General features: G+C 59.6%; 15 protein-coding genes. 5 read left to right on the top strand and 10 right to left on the bottom strand.

The features are described 5' to 3' along the window. Positions 1–4: 4 nt before the first annotated feature. From ACQG22_RS18625 to hypA, 10 genes are all read right to left on the bottom strand, one after another. Positions 5–1225 carry an MDR family MFS transporter gene (locus tag ACQG22_RS18625; RefSeq protein ID WP_038984915.1) on the bottom strand — a complete coding sequence of 407 codons (1221 nt, stop codon included), beginning with the start codon at positions 1223–1225 and terminating at the stop codon, positions 5–7. A gap of 14 nt (positions 1226–1239) precedes the next feature. Continuing rightward, a complete protein-coding gene (locus tag ACQG22_RS18620; protein WP_038984751.1) occupies positions 1240–2001 on the bottom strand; it encodes an ABC transporter ATP-binding protein in 762 nt (253 codons plus the stop codon). Further along, complete coding sequence (locus tag ACQG22_RS18615; RefSeq protein WP_013098478.1) at positions 2001–3038, bottom strand: FecCD family ABC transporter permease; 1038 nt, start codon at positions 3036–3038, stop codon at positions 2001–2003. Before ACQG22_RS18615 ends, ACQG22_RS18620 begins: the two co-directional genes overlap by 1 nt. Further along, entirely contained in the window at positions 3038–4036 is a 999-nt protein-coding gene (locus tag ACQG22_RS18610) for an ABC transporter substrate-binding protein (RefSeq protein WP_013098477.1), read from the bottom strand. The genes ACQG22_RS18615 and ACQG22_RS18610 overlap by 1 nt, the downstream gene beginning before the upstream one ends. A gap of 151 nt (positions 4037–4187) precedes the next feature. After that, a complete protein-coding gene (gene flhA, locus ACQG22_RS18605; protein WP_369706668.1) occupies positions 4188–6260 on the bottom strand; it encodes a formate hydrogenlyase transcriptional activator FlhA in 2073 nt (690 codons plus the stop codon). A 60-nt stretch (positions 6261–6320) separates the two neighbouring features. After that, complete coding sequence (gene hypE / locus ACQG22_RS18600; RefSeq protein WP_038984755.1) at positions 6321–7331, bottom strand: hydrogenase expression/formation protein HypE; 1011 nt, start codon at positions 7329–7331, stop codon at positions 6321–6323. Further along, positions 7328–8449, bottom strand: a complete 1122-nt coding sequence (gene hypD, locus ACQG22_RS18595) for a hydrogenase formation protein HypD (RefSeq protein ID WP_369706669.1) — start codon at positions 8447–8449, stop codon at positions 7328–7330. Before hypD ends, hypE begins: the two co-directional genes overlap by 4 nt. 2 nt (positions 8450–8451) lie before the next feature. Beyond that, positions 8452–8724, bottom strand: a complete 273-nt coding sequence (locus tag ACQG22_RS18590) for a HypC/HybG/HupF family hydrogenase formation chaperone (protein WP_369706670.1) — start codon at positions 8722–8724, stop codon at positions 8452–8454. Continuing rightward, positions 8715–9578 carry a hydrogenase nickel incorporation protein HypB gene (gene hypB, locus ACQG22_RS18585; RefSeq protein WP_058678798.1) on the bottom strand — a complete coding sequence of 288 codons (864 nt, stop codon included), beginning with the start codon at positions 9576–9578 and terminating at the stop codon, positions 8715–8717. The genes ACQG22_RS18590 and hypB overlap by 10 nt, the downstream gene beginning before the upstream one ends. 3 nt (positions 9579–9581) lie before the next feature. After that, positions 9582–9932, bottom strand: a complete 351-nt coding sequence (hypA, locus tag ACQG22_RS18580) for a hydrogenase maturation nickel metallochaperone HypA (protein ID WP_013098471.1) — start codon at positions 9930–9932, stop codon at positions 9582–9584. A 210-nt stretch (positions 9933–10142) separates the two neighbouring features. Between hypA and hycA the strand changes: the two genes are divergently transcribed. The 5 genes from hycA to hycE all read left to right on the top strand — a co-directional run bounded on the left by hycA (position 10143) and on the right by hycE (position 15747). Further along, positions 10143–10607, top strand: coding sequence for a formate hydrogenlyase regulator HycA (gene hycA, locus ACQG22_RS18575; RefSeq protein ID WP_013098469.1), 465 nt, complete (start codon positions 10143–10145; stop codon positions 10605–10607). A 70-nt stretch (positions 10608–10677) separates the two neighbouring features. Continuing rightward, on the top strand, positions 10678–11286 hold the full coding sequence (locus ACQG22_RS18570) for a 4Fe-4S dicluster domain-containing protein (protein WP_013098468.1): 609 nt from the start codon (positions 10678–10680) through the stop codon (positions 11284–11286). After that, complete coding sequence (gene hycC / locus ACQG22_RS18565) at positions 11283–13097, top strand: formate hydrogenlyase subunit 3 (RefSeq protein WP_369706671.1); 1815 nt, start codon at positions 11283–11285, stop codon at positions 13095–13097. Before ACQG22_RS18570 ends, hycC begins: the two co-directional genes overlap by 4 nt. Position 13098: 1 nt before the next feature. Beyond that, positions 13099–14022 (top strand): respiratory chain complex I subunit 1 family protein, encoded by a 924-nt coding sequence (locus tag ACQG22_RS18560; RefSeq protein WP_369706672.1) that lies wholly within the window; start codon positions 13099–13101, stop codon positions 14020–14022. Between the two features lie 15 nt (positions 14023–14037). Next, positions 14038–15747: a formate hydrogenlyase subunit HycE gene (hycE, locus tag ACQG22_RS18555; protein ID WP_369706673.1), complete on the top strand. Its 1710-nt coding sequence runs from the start codon at positions 14038–14040 to the stop codon at positions 15745–15747. Positions 15748–15750 lie beyond the last annotated feature (3 nt).

The raw sequence follows: 15750 nt of genomic DNA, 5'->3' as shown, positions 1-15750 counted from the left end.
CGTCTCAGCGTGTGAAAGGGCGACAAATGATCTTCATGGCGATCGCGCTGCATAGCGGGAACAGGGCCAGCAGCAGCCAGGGGGACATCGCCTGCGGCGAAGGGACAAGCGCACGATCCAGCAGACTGCCAAACAGCAAATTCCCCAGCAGCACCGCAACACCGCCTGCGGTGGCGAGTGCGCCGTAGTGCGCGCCAAGCGTCGATTCCTCCGCAAAGCGTGGAACCAGATCTTTCGCCGAGGGCACCAGCAGCATTTGCCCAAGCGTTAATAGCGCCACAAAACATACCGACGGCAGCAAGCGCAGCCAGCCTTCCGGCGGCACCGTCGGGGCGAACACCGCCACGCTCGCAAAAGATGCCGAGAGCAGTAAAAAGCCCACCGGCAAAATTCTCACCGCGCCCACGCGTCGTGCAAAGCGGGCCAGCGGAAGCTGCATGGTGATGATCAGCACAGAGGCCAGCATAAACAGGGGGCCGAGATCTTTCTCGTTACCACCGGCACGCTGGATCTCTACGGGCAGCGCCAGATAGAGCTGGTTGTAGCTCAACAGCCACGAGCTGTAGGCGATGATAAAGGCGACAAAGCGCGGCTGACGGAAGGTTGTCCACCAGGGAACAATATTGAGTGCCTGCTTGCTGTGTTGCGCAGCCGGAAGGCAGAAGTAGAGCACAATCAGCGCGACGACGAAGACCCCCGCCCCCGCCAGCGCCACCTGGCGAAACCCCAGCCCCGTGAGCAACGCCCCGACAACCGGGCCCAGCACCGCGCCGAGTTCACCGCAGACGGCAAACAGCGCAAACCACTCTGCACGGCTGCGTTGACCTTTAGTCTCGCTATGCGTACCCGCCCTGGCCAGCAGCGCTTCGATGGAGGGAGAGAACAACGCGCCGCCAATGCCGGTCAGACAGGCGCCAAGGATGATGGGCCAGAGCGCGTGTCCAAATGCCAGCAGCAGATAACCCGCAACGCGGATGACGCAGCCGCAGAGGATAATGATTTTGGCACCAAAGCGGTCTGAGAGCGCACCGCCGACGATGAACATCCCCTGCTGCGAAAAGGTACGCAGCCCCAGAATCAGCCCGATAAGGCCGCCGGAAAGCAGCATGTCGTCGCGCAAAAAGATCGCCAGGAAGGGGACGACCGCGTAAAAACCGATGTTAAACACAAACTGGCTGCCCAGTAAGACGGGCGGCCAGAGCGTTGTGGCAGGGCGCAGGGGCATCATGTTACGGGCGCTTAAACGATAAAATGAATGTGTTTTTTGCCATGGAACGGCGAGATCTCGATTTTGGTTTTGACCCGAAAAACGTCCCAGAGCAACGTCTCAGAGAGGATCTCCTGCGGCGTTCCGGTGGCCACGATTTGCCCCTGCTGCATCACAATCAGCGAATCGCAGAACATCGATGCATGGTTGAGATCGTGAATAGCCACAATGCTGGTCACCGGCAGGTCGCTTATCAGGTGCATCAGCTGCATCTGATGGTGAATGTCCAGGTGGTTGGTCGGTTCATCCAGCAAAATTTCTGTAGGCGTCTGCGCCAGCGCCCTGGCGATATGCACGCGCTGGCGCTCCCCGCCGGAGAGGCTCAGCCAGCCCTGATCGCTTTTTTCCAGCATATCCACCCGCTGCAGGGCGGCGGTAACGGTCTCGTCATCCTGCTTGCTCCAATTCGAGAACGGGGAGTGATGCGGGATGCGACCGAGTTTGACGACATCGCGAACGCGCATATTGGCATCGGTCATGCCGTGCTGTTCAACGAAGGCCACCCGGCGCGCAAGCTGCTTTTTGGCGATGCGGGAAATGTCCTGACCGTCCAGCGTCACACAGCCCGCATCCGGGCGGCGCAGGCCAGCCAGAATGCGCAAAAGCGATGATTTACCGCAACCATTAGGGCCAAGCAGACCTACCGTTTCACCGCGCGCCACCTTGAGTGACACGTTATTGACGATGACCTTTTTGCCTACCTTCCAGGTAATATTTTCAGCGCAGATACTCATTACTTATTCCTTGAGCGGTAGATGATCACGGCAAAGAACGGCACGCCAACCAGGGCGGTTACCACCCCGACGGGCAGACTTTGCGGGGCAATCAGCATGCGCGAGGCGATATCTGCCAGCACCATCAGGATCGCCCCCGCCAGTGCGCTGGCAATCAGCAGGGTTCGATGCAGAGGACCGAACAAGAAACGCATGACGTGCGGAACCACCAGCCCGACAAAGCCGATTGAGCCGGCCATACTGACGATGGTTGCAGTAATCAGTGCGGTGGTGGTAAAGAGCGCCAGGCGCACCCAGGGGACGGCAATCCCCAGCGAGGCCGCGGCGTCGTCACCAAAGGTAAAGGCATCCAGCGCCCGGGAATAGTAGAGGCAAATGGCTAACCCAATCAGCACCACAACCAGTGCCAGCTGGAATTCAGGCCAGCGTACACCGCTAAAGCTGCCCAGCAGCCAGAACATCACATCACGCGCCTGCTGCGCGCTGGCAGAGGTGCTGATGGTATAGGCGGTGATGGCGTTGAAGAGCTGAGAGGCAGCAACGCCCGCCAGAATGGTGCGCTCGTTGCCGCCGCGCGCGCCGTTGGTCAGAAAGGCGACAAACGCAAAGGCGGCGAATGCGCCAGCAAACGCGCCCGCAGAGAGCGACACCGCGCCGGTCCCCATCCCCAGCACCACGACGGAAACCGCGCCGGTGGACGCCCCCGCAGAGACGCCGAGCACGTAAGGTTCAGCCAGCGCGTTTTTCAGTAGGCTCTGCAAAACCGCGCCGCAGATAGCCAGTCCCGCGCCGCAGCAGGCCGCCACCAGCGCGCGGCTCAGGCGAAAGTCCCAGATCACGCTCTCATAGATGCGGTTGAGCGGAACCGCGGTCAGCCCCAGCTTATTACCGATAGCATAAAAGACATTGGACAGCGGAATCGACAACTCTCCGACGCTTACACCTAGGGCGATCACCAGAAACAACAGGACAATAGCCAGCAGGGCGGAAGTGGTCAGGAACAGGCCCTGTCGGGCCTGAAGTACGGCTGCCGTCATCAGTTCAGCCCCAGTTTTCTGAGCTGTTCGCCCACCTGTTCAGCGCCATAAATGGTACGGATCGTCGGGTTCATTGCCTGGCCGTCCATCACCACGATATGGCCTTTTTTGACGGCATCAAGCTGGCTGACGGCCGGATCGCTTTTCAGGAATTTGATTTTCTCTTCCGCGTTATCCAGCGCCCAGCGGTTACGGTCGAGGCTTGAGACCACAATCACGTCCGGGTTAGCGGCAATGATGCTTTCCCAGCCCACGGTTGGCCATTCGGCCTCGGCGGTGATGGCGTTATGGCCACCCAGTACGTCAGCGATAAAGCCTGAGGCGCTGTTTTTACCGCCCACGTAGGCATCAGCAGAAGGGGAGGCGCTTGAGAACCAGAACACAAAGGAGAGATCTTTTTTGCTTTTGCCAAATTCTTTGCGCAGGTCTGCCTCACGTTTTTTGAAGCTGGCGATAACGGCCTGACCACGGTCTTCAACGTTGAAAATTTTGGCGAAATCTTCAATCTCTTTATAAAGGTATGTCATGTCCCACAGCTTCTGGCGGCTGCCGTACATATCGCCCGAGGCTTTTTTAGTGGCGCACATGCCCGGTGATAAATAGCTGTTCACGCCGACGGTAGCCAGATCCTCACGTTTTGCGACCTTACTTTCTGGCCCGAGCAGCAGCGGCAATTGTGCAGGAACAAAATCGGGGTTTTGCGCAAGGATAGATTCCAGCGTAGGAATTTCGACGGTGAGCGTTTTGATTTTGGCATTCTGTTCCGCCAGCTGCGGCAGCACTTTGGTCGGCCAGAAGGCGCTGGCCTTCACCTTATCTTCCAGACCCAGCAGAAGCAAAATCTCAACGGTATTTTGACCAAGGGCCACGACGCGTTCCGGCGCTTTGGTGAAGGTCTCTTTATAACCGCAGTTTTCAATGGTCAGAGGATAAGTGGTTGCCAGAGCAGAACTGACCGACGCAACCGCCAGGCCTAACGCGCAGATGACCTTCTTCATTAAACGCTACCCTTCATTAAAGTTATTTTTGATGCAAATGAAACTCATTATTAAGGCGGAATTTTATACAGAGGAAAATATTGTGTGTCAATGAGGGACAATAACGCAGGGTGACAAAAGGCGGTGCCAGAAAGCACCGCCGGAATGCGCCTTAAATCAGGCTCTCTTTATCTATTCCAAGGCGCTTCATGCGCGACAGCAGGGTGGTGCGTTTTAACCCCAGACGCTGGGCTGCCCCTTTCGGCCCGGCCACCACGCCGTTGGTCTCTTTCAGTACGCGGACGATCAATTGATATTCATCTTCCCCGTCCTGGGCCACGTCGGTCGCGGTCGCGGGAGAGTCCGGCAGAGAAACCTCCGGCAGGGAGAGTTGCAGCACATTACCGCGCGTCAGCAGCACCGCACGCTCAATGACGTTTTCCAGCTCGCGCACGTTGCCGGGCCACTCCATCGAGGAAAGGGTGCGTAACGTCTCGGCGGGAATGCTGTCGATGTTGCGTCCCATCCGGCGGGCAATTTTGGCGGTAAACGCTTTGACCAGCAGCGGGATATCTTCCGGGCGCTCGCGCAGGGGCGGCAGGCAAATCGGGAACACGTTCAGGCGATAGTAGAGGTCGCTGCGAAACTCGCGGTCGGCGACCATTTTTTTCAGATCGCGGTTGGTGGCGGCAATCAGCCGCACGTCGGTCTGAATCAGCTTATTGCTGCCAAGACGTTCGAACTCCTGTTCCTGCAGCACACGCAGCAGTTTAGGCTGTAGCTCCAGCGGCATATCGCCCACTTCGTCGAGGAACAGCGAGCTTTTATCCGCCAGCTCGAAACGGCCCAGCCGCTGGCTGCTGGCACCGGTAAACGCACCGCGCTCATGGCCAAAGAGATCGCTTTCCAGCAGACCCGCAGGCATGGCGGCACAATTCATTTTCACCATCCGGCGGCTGTTGCGGTTGCTGAGATTGTGGATCGCGCGGGCAATCAGCTCCTTACCCGTACCGGTTTCGCCCAGGATCAGCACTGTGCTGTCGCTTTGCGCGACCATCTCCACCTGTTTGAGCACGCTGTACATGGCGTCGCTGCGTCCAATGATTTCGCCAAACTCGCTGTCGACATTGTTAAGCTGTTCCGTCAGCGCCAGGTTTTCATCCACCAGCCGTTCTTTCAGACGGTGGATCTCCTGATACGCCAGCGCGTTATCCAGCGCGATGGAGATACGCTCGGCAATCTGACGCAGCAGCTTCAGGTTGGCGGTGGTGAACACCCCTTCCTCACACTGCGCCAGCTTCAGAACGCCCAGCATGGTGTTACCGGACATCAACGGCAGCAGGCACAGAGTCTGGATTTTGTTGCCCCAGATGTTAAACAGCATTCGCTCGTAAGGCGCCATCACATCCTGCTCGCTGAGATTGAGCAGCAGGATCTCCTTACTTTTAAACACCCGTTCAGAAAGGGTTCCCGCTTCATCCACCTCGCTCTGCTCATGGGCCGGGTTCGCTTCGTCGAGATAGTGCGTGGAGTAGATGTTGAGCTTGCCCTTGCGATGGCCGCGCAAGGCAATGCTGATGGCGTCAATTTTGAAGTAGTGATGGATCTCCTTCGACACTTCGCTGACCAGCTCATCCATGTCGAGACGGGAGAGCACGGCGTTGGTGATTGCCACCAGAATGCGGAAGTTGTCACGCTCACGGCTCAGCAGGTCGTAATCCACATTATTGCTGACGCGGCTTTGGATCTGCTCGGCGACGACGGCCACTATCTGGGTGAAGGTGTGCAGACGCTCATATTCCGCCTCGCTCCATGGCTGGTCGGTATTACGGATAAACTCGCAGCCACCAAAAATGTGGCCTTCCACCGCCAGCGGCAGCAGGCTGTAATGACCAAACGGCTGATATAAGGCGCTCCGGGCCAGCATCGGCCACGCCTGACGGAACTCCTCAAAATTGCAGTGCAGCGCTTCCGGCCGGGAAAGAATACGGCGTATCGGCCCGTGAGCGAGATACGTTTCGTCTTCGTATTCAAACGCTTTTCCGTTTTCTCGTGTGGAGAAGTAGCTCGCACGATGGCTGCCGCTATGCCAGAGCACAATGGCGGCGCTGTCTGCCAGTGCAGATTGCCTGACCAGACGCGTCAGGGCATCGCTCAGCGCACCCAGGTCGGGCTGCTGTAAAAGTGTTCGCGTAATGTCGAACAGACCCTGCTGTCCGAGATCGCTCATCGGTGTATACGGCATAGTGCTTTCCAGTAGAAACGGGCAAAAATAAATTCCGTGCCGACCGCTTTTCGCGCGGTTCTAGCAAATGCGGGGTAACGGTTCCGCGTGCGGCAGATCCAGCGTGCGCTTCACGCCATACAGTCCGGCCAGGCGCACCCCTTTGCGCTCAACCACCTCACCAATTATCGCGGCCTCTTTTCCTGACGGATGCGCCCGCAACTGTTCAAGTACGGCTTCGGCCGCGGCGCGCTCAACGCCTATCACCAGCTTGCCTTCGTTAGCAAAATTGAGCGGATCCAGACCCAGCAGCTCGCACAGCCCGCGAACCGCAGGCTTCACGGGCAGGCTGCGCTCTGTAAGTTCAATACCGCAGCCGCAGCAGGCCGCGAACTCATGCACCACGGCATTGACGCCGCCACGGGTGGCATCCCGCAGGGCTTTCACGCCGGGGATCGCCCGCAGCGTCTGGATAAGCGGGGTGAGCACCGCGCAGTCGCTGCGCAGTTCCCCGTCCAGCCCCAGCCCTTCGCGCAGGTTAAGGATGGTCGCCCCGTGACAGCCCAGTGTGCCGCTGACCAGCAGCACGTCGCCCACGGCCAGTTGCTGCGCGCCCCAGTGAATATCGGCAGGGATCGCCCCCATCCCGGCGGTGTTGATAAAGAGCTTATCCGCCGCGCCGCGCTGCACCACCTTGGTATCGCCGGTGACGATAGCAATCCCTGCCTCGCGCGCGGTGTGCGCCATGCTGCTGACCACCGCCGCGAGCGTCTCCATCGGCAAACCTTCTTCAAGGATAAATCCGCAGGAGAGGTAGCGCGGAATGGCACCACTGACGGCGACATCGTTCGCGGTACCGCAGACTGCCAGCTTGCCGATATCGCCGCCGGGGAAGAATAGCGGGTCAATCACATAGCTGTCGGTGGAGAAGGCCAGCCTGTCGCCCTGGGCGGTGAGGGACGCGAGGTCAATGCGGGCCTGGTCTTCCTGCTCGGCGAGCCAGGGGTTATCAAAGGCCTCCATAAACAGCCGGTTTATCAGTTGCTGCATCGCCAGACCGCCGCTGCCGTGTGCCATTTCAACCGTGTTCATGCTTCACTCTCCTGGTTGCGGTACTGATACCACGCGGCACATGCCCCTTCGGAAGAGACCATCAGCGCGCCAAATGCCGTTTGCGGGTTACAGGTGTTGCCAAATAACGGGCAGTGGTGGGGTTTACATCTTCCGGTAAGGACCTCGCCGCAGCGGGCCTGGGGATCGTCGCAAACCTGTTGTGGCTGTGGGCGGAAATGCGTTTCTGCATCAAACGACCGGTAGGCTGGGGTCAGGCGCACGCCGGAGTCAGCAATCAACCCCAGCCCGCGCCACTCGCTGTCGCCCTCAACGCTAAACACGTCAGCTATCGCCTGCTGCGCCCGTTCATTTCCGGCATCCGGCACCACGCGGCGGTACTGATTTTCCACCGCGCTCAGGGCTGCTATTTTCTGCTCAACCAGCATGGTGACGCCTTGCAGTAGATCAAGTGGTTCGAAACCAGCGACGACTAACGGGCGATGGTAATCGTCAGCGATAAAGCCGTAGGCCCCGGTACCGATCACCATGCTGACATGGCCCGGTGCCAGGAACGCGTCAATGCCGTTGTCCGGGGCGTCCAGCAGGCTGCGCAGCGTCGGAATAAGCGTAATATGCTGACAAAAAAAGAAAAAATTGGTGACGTTGCTGCGTTTTGCCTGCTGCAGCGTGATCGCCGTAGCGGGCATGGTGGTCTCAAAACCCAGCCCGAAAAATACCACCTTTCGGCCAGGGTTATCGGTTGCAAGCTTCAGGGCATCCATCGGCGAGTACACGATGCGCACATCCGCGCCGCGCGCTTTGGCCTGCAGCAGCGAGCCCTTTTTCCCCGGCACGCGCATCGCGTCGCCAAAGGAACAGAAAATGACGTCAGGCTGGCTGGCGATCTCGATACAGCTGTCAATGCGCCCCATGGGCAGCACGCAAACCGGGCAGCCCGGGCCGTGGATAAACTCAATGTTGTCCGGCAGCAGCTGATCGAGGCCAAATTTGAAAATGGCATGGGTGTGCCCGCCGCAGACTTCCATGATCCGCAGCGGCTTTTCCGCCGTGTGTTTCAGCAGGGCGGCCCGCGTTTTCAGATGACCGATAAGCTGCATCACCTGCTCAGGTGCGCGGTATTCATCAACGTAACGCATAATTACCGTTCCTCGCCGTACAGCAGCGCGCCGACGTCCGGCTCCACATCGAACATGTTCTGCAGGGCATCCAGCGTGTCGCGCGCTTCCGCTTCATTAATCACGCTCATGGCAAACCCCACGTGTAGCAGCACCCACTGACCAAGGCGCGAGACGCCCGTCTCATCGGTGCTGCCCACCAGCGTTAAATCGACGTCGCGCAATATGCCGCAGACTTCCACTTTGGCCTGGTTTCCGTCAATGGAATGGATTTGTCCAGGGACGCCTATGCACATCGTTCACTCTCCAGCCAGTTTAGCCAGTGCGCCATGCCGTCGCCGCGCGTGGCGGAGACCAGCAGGATCGCAATGTCCGGGTTCACTTCACGGGCATAAGCCAGGCATTTATCCACGTCGAAATTCAGGTACGGCAGCAGGTCCACTTTGTTCAGCAGCATCAGCGACGCGGCGGCAAACATATGCGGATATTTGAGCGGCTTGTCTTCTCCTTCGGTCACCGAGAGGACCGCCACTTTATGCCGCTCCCCGAGATCGAAGCTGGCCGGGCAGACCAGATTGCCGACGTTTTCGATAAACAGAATGCCGTTATCCGCCAGCGGCAGACGCGGTGTGGCATCGGCAATCATCTGCGCATCCAGATGGCAGCCTTTACCGGTATTGACCTGAATCGCCGGGGTGCCGGTTTCACGAATACGGGCGGCATCGTTGACCGTTTGCTGATCGCCTTCGATCACCGCGCAGGAGACGCGTTCGTTCAGGCGTTTGAGCGTTTCCGTCAGCAGCGTGGTTTTGCCGGAGCCGGGGCTGGAGACGAGGTTGAGCACCAGCTGTTGACGTGCGGCAAACCGGGCGCGGTTGCGGGCGGCGATCTGGTTGTTTTTATCGAGTACGTTGATTTCCACGTTCAGCATCTGGCGCTGGCTCATGCCCGGCGCATGGGTACCCGCCTCGCCGTGGCCGTAATGAAGATCGCCCATATCGGAGCGTTGAGGCGCAAAGCGAATCCCGGTGAGTGCCGCTGCCGGACGCGGTGCGGGGGTAAAAGGGGCGGAGCGAAACGCGGAGTGAGGACGGTGTTCATCCCCTTCGATATACAGGTTGCCTTCGGCGCAACCGCAGGTACTACACATACTTTACTCCTTCTCGATTTCAAGGCGTTGGATCTGCATCCCGTCATCCGCCACGATGCGAAGGCCGGTGTGCTGACACTGTGGGCAGCGCTGGACCTTCGACGACAGCAGGGTGACGTACTGCTGACACTGCTCGCACCAGCACTCCGCCTGTTGCTCTTCAATATGAAGTTCGCAGCCTTCCGCCAGCGTGCCGCGGCACACCAGTTCAAAACAGAAGGTGAGGGCGCTGGTTTCGACGCAGGAAAAGGCCCCGATCTTCAGCCACACGCCGGTCACGCGCGTCGCGTGGTTTTGCGCTGCCTGCTGTTCGATGAGTTCCAGTGCCCGCTGGCAGAGGGTGATTTCGTGCATGACGCCTCCTTAATGAATTGCCCCGTTAATGCAATAACAATGCCAGCCTGGTTTTGGTTAGGGGGTGACGATGTCAACGCTGTCGAAATGACACGTCGACACCCTCTTGTTGACAGCCTGTTTTGAATTAAATCCATTAAATATCAAAGCATTAAAAACTGGCATGGAATCTGCTTAACAGCCGCTATCTCCATTAACCGGATACCTTCTATGACTATTTGGGAAATTAGCGAAAAAGCGGATTACATCGCGCAGCGTCACCAGCAGTTACAGGACCAGTGGCACCTTTACTGCAACTCACTGGTCCAGGGGATCACCCTCTCCAAAGCCCGTCTTCACCACGCCATGAGCTGTGCGGCGCAGGGGGATATGCGCTTTGTTTTGTTCGGCCATTTCACGATTTACGTCACCCTGGCCGACACCTTCAACAGCCACACCATTGAGTACTACGTCGAGACAAAAGAGGGTGAAAAACAGTGTATTGCGAAGGCGCAACTGATGGCCGACGGCATGGTTGACGGTCACGTCAGCAACCGCGATCGCCAGCAGGTGCTGGAGCACTATCTGGAAAAAATCGCGCCGGTTTATAACGGTCTGTACACCGCCGTTGAACACGATCTCCCGGTCAACCTGAAGCAGCTGATGGATGAACACGCCTCAGCGGACGTGGCCTGATCATCACGTGTCGAGAAGTGTCGACATGACAATTTTTCGTCAAAAATGACTATCACCAGAGGATGACCCGGTGAACCGTTTTGTAATTGCTGACTCGACGGTCTGTATTGGCTGTCGAACCTGTGAGGCGGCCTGTTCGGAAACGCACCGCCTGCACGGGCTCCAGTCCATGCCGCGCCTGCGCGTCATGCGTAATGAAAAAGAGTCTGCCCCGCAGCTCTGCCACCACTGTGAAGATGCGCCGTGCGCAGGTGTCTGCCCGGTGAATGCCATCACCCGCGTTGACGGCGCGGTACAGCTGAACGAAAGCCTGTGCGTGAGCTGCAAGCTGTGCGGCATAGCCTGCCCGTTCGGTGCGATTGAATTTTCCGGCAGCCGTCCGCTGCATATTCCGGCGAATGCCAACACCCCAAAAGCGCCACCTGCACCCCCGGCTCCGGCACGTGTCAGTACGCTGCTTGACTGGGTGCCCGGCGTGCGTGCGGTGGCGGTGAAGTGCGACCTGTGCAGCTTCGATGAGCAGGGCCCGGCCTGCGTGCGCACCTGCCCGACCAAAGCGCTGATTCTGGTCAACATTCGCGATATTGCCCGCACCAGCAAACGCAAGCGCGAGCTGACCATTAATACCGACGTCGGCGATCTTTCTCTGCTTCAGGCGCTTAACGAGGGGGCGAAATGAACGCGATATTCATGATTAACAGCGCCGTGGCGTACTTTGCCGCCGCTGCTGTGCTGGCGTGGCTCCTGTCATTCCATAAAACCCTGAGCGGCTGGATCGCCGGTATCGGCGGGGCGGTGGGCAGCCTGATGACGCTGGCAGCAGGTACGGCAGTGTTACTCAGCGGCCAGACCGCCGAAGCAATGATTCCGATCGTCCGTCATACCGTTCAGCTAACGCCGCTGAACGCCATCTGGCTGGTGACTTTTGGTCTGTGCGGGGTGTTTATCAGCCTGTTCAATATTGACTGGCACCGCCATCAGCACACCCGCGCGAATGGTCTGCTGGTTAACCTGCTGCTGGCGTCGGCGGTCTGCACCGTCATTGCCAGCAACCTCGGCGCGCTGGTGGTGATGGCGGAGATCATGGCGCTCTGCGGCGTATTCCTGACGGGATGTAGCGCCTCCGGCAAGCTGTGGTTTGCGCTCGGTCGCCTCGGCACGCTGCTGCTGGCGCTGGCCTGCTGGCTGGTGTGGCAACGTTTCGGCACGCTCGACTTCGCAGCGCTTAACGGTCAGCCGCTGGGAAATGACGTCTGGCTGCTGGGCGTGGCGGGCTTTGGCCTGCTGGCCGGGATCATCCCTCTGCACGGCTGGGTGCCGCAGGCGCACGCGAATGCCTCTGCACCCGCCGCCGCGTTGTTTTCCACCGTGGTGATGAAAGTCGGTCTGTTCGGCGTTCTGACTATCACCCTGACCGGCGGCCAGCCGCCGCTGTGGTGGGGTGTCGCGCTGCTTATCGCAGGTATGGTTACCGCCTTTGTCGGCGGGCTGTATGCGCTGATGGAGCACAACATTCAGCGTCTGCTGGCGTACCACACCCTGGAAAATATCGGCATTATCCTGCTCGGCATCGGCGCAGGCGTGACCGGCCTGGCACTCAATCAACCGGCGCTGATTGCCGCCGGGTTTATCGGGGGGCTGTATCACCTCGTTAACCACAGCCTGTTTAAAAGCACCCTGTTCCTGGGCGCGGGCAGCGTCTGGTTCCGTACCGGTCATCGGGATATCGAAAAACTCGGCGGCATTGGCAAAAAGATGCCGGTGATTTCTCTCGCCATGCTGGTCGGGCTGATGGCGATGGCCGCGTTGCCGCCGCTGAACGGCTTTGCGGGCGAGTGGGTGATCTACCAGTCCTTCTTCGCGCTCGGTCAGAGCGACGCCTTTATCGCCCGACTGCTCGGCCCGCTGCTGGCGGTTGGGCTGGCGATAACCGGGGCGCTGGCGGTGATGTGTATGGCAAAAGTCTACGGCGTCACCTTCCTCGGCGCACCGCGCACGCGGGAAGCGGAAAACGCCTGCTGCGCCCCGGTACTGATGTGTGCCAGCGTGGTCGCGCTGGCGCTGTGCTGCATCGCGGGCGGGGTCGCCGCCCCATGGCTGCTGCCGCTGCTGGGTAACGCCATTCCACTGCCGCTGACCCTTGCGCATACCACCGTCTCCCAGCCGATGATGGCGCTGCTGTTGGTTGCCGCACCGCTGCTGCCGTTTGTGCTGATGCTGTTCTTCAGGCGCGACCGACTCCCCTCCCGCTCGCGCGGGGCGGCCTGGGCCTGTGGCTACGAACACGAACAATCGATGGTCATCACCGCCCACGGTTTTGCCATGCCGGTGAAAGAGAACTTCGCTGCCGTGCTGAAGCTGCGCCACTGGCTGAACCCGGTGGGCTGGATGCCGGGCTGGCAGAGCGCCGCTGTACCTGCGCTGTTCCGCCGTCTGGCGCTGATCGAGCTGGCGGTGCTGGTGGTTATTGTGATTTCACGAGGAGCCTGACATGAGTCTGTTACTGGCAATACTTCAGGCGCTGGTGCTGTTCGCCGTTGCGCCACTGCTGTCGGGCATCACGCGCGTGGCGCGCACCCGGATGCACAACCGTCGCGGGCCTGGCGTGCTCCAGGAGTACCGCGATCTCTTCAAGCTGCTCTCCCGCCAGAGCGTGGCGCCGGATGCCGCAGGCTGGGTCTTCCGCCTGACGCCGTTCGTGATGGTCGGCGTGATGCTGACCATCGCCACCGCGCTGCCGGTGGTTACGGTGGGCTCGCCGCTGCCTGCACTTGGGGATCTGATTACGCTGATTTACCTCTTCGCCATTGCCCGCTTCTTCTTTGCTATTGCGGGCCTGGATACCGGCAGCCCGTTTACCGGTATCGGCGCCAGCCGCGAGGCGATGCTGGGCGTGCTGGTCGAACCGATCCTGCTGCTGGGGCTGTGGGTGGCCGCGCAGGTCGCGGGTTCCACCCATATCAGCTTTATCACCCACACCGTTTACCACTGGCCGGTGTCACGTACCCTCCCGCTAGTGCTGGCCCTTTGCGCCTGCGCGTTCGCCACCTTTATTGAGATGGGCAAACTGCCGTTTGACCTCGCAGAAGCCGAACAGGAGTTGCAGGAAGGGCCGCTCACCGAATACAGCGGCTACGGCTTTGCGGTGCTTAAGTGGGGCATCAGCCTTAAGCAGCTGGTGGTCCTGCAGATGTTTGTTGGCGTCTTCTTCCCGTGGGGGCAGATGACGCACTTCTCCGCTGGGGGGCTGGTATTGGCCGTGGTGGTTGCCGCGCTCAAGTTGCTGGTCGGCGTGCTGGTGATTGCCCTGTTTGAAAACAGCATGGCACGTCTGCGCTTTGTCGCGACCTCGCGCATCACCTGGGCCGGTTTTGGTTTTGCATTTTTAGCGTTCGTCTCCTTGCTGGTGGCGTGATTAAAGAGAGTATTTATGTCTGAAGAAAAGAAAGGTCAGCAGTATCTCGCCGCGTTGCATCAGGCTTTTCCGGGTGTTGTGCTGGATGAAGGATGGCAGACCAAAGACCAGGTAACCGTCACCATTAAGGTGAACTATCTGCCGGAAGTGGTGGAATTTCTTTACTACCAGCAGGGTGGCTGGCTGTCGGTGCTGTTCGGTAATGACGAGCGTCAGCTGTGCGGCAATTACGCGGTGTACTACGTGATGTCGATGGAGCAGGGCGAGAAGTGCTGGCTTACCGTACGCGTGGAAGTCGACCCGAACAAGCCGGAGTACCCGTCCGTCACGCCCCGCGTGCCTGCCGCCGTCTGGGGCGAGCGCGAAGTGCGTGACATGTATGGCCTGGTGCCGGTGGGGCTGCCGGATGAACGCCGCCTGGTGCTGCCGGACGACTGGCCGGACGAACTGTATCCGCTGCGCAAGGACAGCATGGATTACCGCCAGCGTCCGGCCCCGACCACTGACAGCGAAACCTACGAGTTCATTAACGAACTCGGCAACAAAAAGAACAATGTGGTGCCGATTGGCCCGCTGCACGTCACCTCTGATGAACCTGGCCACTTCCGCCTGTTTGTTGATGGCGAAAACATTATCGACGCCGACTACCGCCTGTTCTACGTCCATCGCGGAATGGAGAAGCTGGCGGAAACCCGGATGGGCTATAACGAGGTGACATTCCTCTCGGACCGCGTGTGCGGCATCTGCGGCTTCGCCCACAGCACCGCCTATACCACCTCGGTGGAGAACGGCATGGGGATCGTGGTGCCGGAGCGCGCGCAGATGATCCGCGCCATTTTGCTGGAAGTGGAACGTCTGCACTCGCACCTGCTGAATCTCGGTCTGGCCTGTCACTTTGTCGGTTTCGACTCCGGGTTTATGCAGTTCTTCCGCGTGCGCGAGGCGTCGATGAAGATGGCGGAGATCCTCACCGGGGCGCGTAAAACCTACGGTCTGAACCTGATCGGTGGGATCCGCCGTGACCTGCTTAAAAACGACATGATCCAGACCCGACAGCTGGCACAGCAGATGCGTCGCGACGTGCAGGAGCTGGTGGATATGCTGCTCAGCACGCCCAACATCGAGCAGCGTACCGTGGGGATCGGCCGCCTTGATCCGGAGATCGCCCGCGAGTTCAGCAACGTTGGCCCGATGGTGCGCGCCAGCGGCCACGCCCGCGACACCCGCGCCGATCACCCGTTTGTTGGTTACGGCCTGCTGCCAATGACCGTACACAGCGAACAGGGCTGCGACGTCATCTCCCGCCTGAAGGTGCGTATCAACGAGGTCTTCACCGCGCTGAATATGATCGACTTTGGGCTCGATAACCTGCCGGGCGGCCCGCTGATGGTGGAGGGCTTCACCTACATCCCGAACCGCTTTGCCCTCGGCTTTGCCGAAGCGCCGCGCGGGGACGACATCCACTGGAGCATGACCGGCGATAACCAGAAGCTTTACCGCTGGCGCTGCCGTGCGGCCACCTACGCCAACTGGCCAACCCTGCGCTATATGCTGCGCGGCAACACGGTCTCCGACGCGCCGCTGATCATCGGCAGCCTCGACCCGTGCTACTCCTGCACCGACCGCATGACCGTGGTGGACGTGCGCAAGAAGAAAAGCCAGGTGGTGCCGTACAAAGAGCTTGAGCGCTACAGCATCGAGCGTAAGAACTCGCCGCTGAAATAAGGA

Origin of the sequence: Enterobacter cloacae complex sp. 309I3, from assembly GCF_050031595.1 — a bacterium.
GTDB lineage: Bacteria > Pseudomonadota > Gammaproteobacteria > Enterobacterales > Enterobacteriaceae > Enterobacter > Enterobacter cloacae.
Note: the sequence above shows the minus strand (reverse complement) of the source record. Positions and strands in the feature narration are given on the sequence as shown.